The sequence below is a fragment of the Labrenzia sp. 5N genome, from assembly GCF_012395805.1.
In the GTDB taxonomy this organism is placed as follows: domain Bacteria; phylum Pseudomonadota; class Alphaproteobacteria; order Rhizobiales; family Stappiaceae; genus Roseibium; species Roseibium algicola.
Window position 1 is genome coordinate 1 of sequence record NZ_JAAZTM010000026.1, and the last position, 909, is coordinate 909.

Consider the following 909-nt stretch of genomic DNA (forward strand, 5'->3'; position numbering starts at 1 on the left):
CGGCAACATCGTGGTCGACGATCCGGATCTGGGCGACACGCTCTACATCTCGGTCGAAGGCGATGGTTCGCCGGCCTATTCGGAAGGCGCTCTTCCGGATGGCGTCGATATCAGCAGCCTTCTGGCATCCAGCAACTTCAACTTCACCAGCGGAGACGCACTGGACAACATCTTCTCCGTGCCGAAGGGTGAAGATGGGAATGTTGAATTCACCTATGCCTACAACGGCTCGGCTCCACTCGACTGGCTGGCGGACGGCGAAACGCTGACCCTGACGTTCGACGTCAAAGTCAGCGACCGGAACTGGTTCCCGGAAGGCACCGACACCACACAGATCACCATCACGATCACCGGTACAAACGACGTCCCGACGCTGACTGCGGTCGACGTGAGCGGATCCATCGTTGAAGGCGATCCGTCAACCCTGTCCGACAGCGGCTCGATTGACTTCTCCGATCTGGATCTCTCCGATACGCCGACGGCGACCTTCGCAGTCAAGAGCGTTGAAGGTCTTGATGGCGTCGGCCTCACTGCAGGCCAGATCGCGAATATCCAGGCCGGTTTCGGGCTGTCCGCTGATCCGGGCAACGCGAACGACGGTACGATCAACTGGTCTTACAGCGTCGCGGAAGAGCATCTTGACTTCCTCGCCGCAGGTGAGCAGGTCGAAGTCGTCTACACCGTAACGGTCGATGACGGCAACGGCGGTGTCGTGGATCAGGATGTCACCATCACGATCACGGGCACCAACGATGCTCCGACGATCGGCGGCGATCTCTCGTTGAACTTCCTGCCCATCGTTGAATGGCCGGGTGCGGAAGACGAAGGCTACGTCCATACCCGCGGCGGTGTCTTCGAGATCAACGATCCTGATACGGTCGTCAATCCGGACAATTTTGAAGTCCAGAT

Annotated in this window: 1 protein-coding gene; it reads left to right on the plus strand. The window is 59.0% G+C overall.

Annotation, left to right across the window (positions count from 1 at the left end; translation table 11 throughout):
- On the plus strand, positions 1–909 hold a 909-nt coding region (locus HEP89_RS28960; protein WP_197923323.1), incomplete at both ends, for a VCBS domain-containing protein.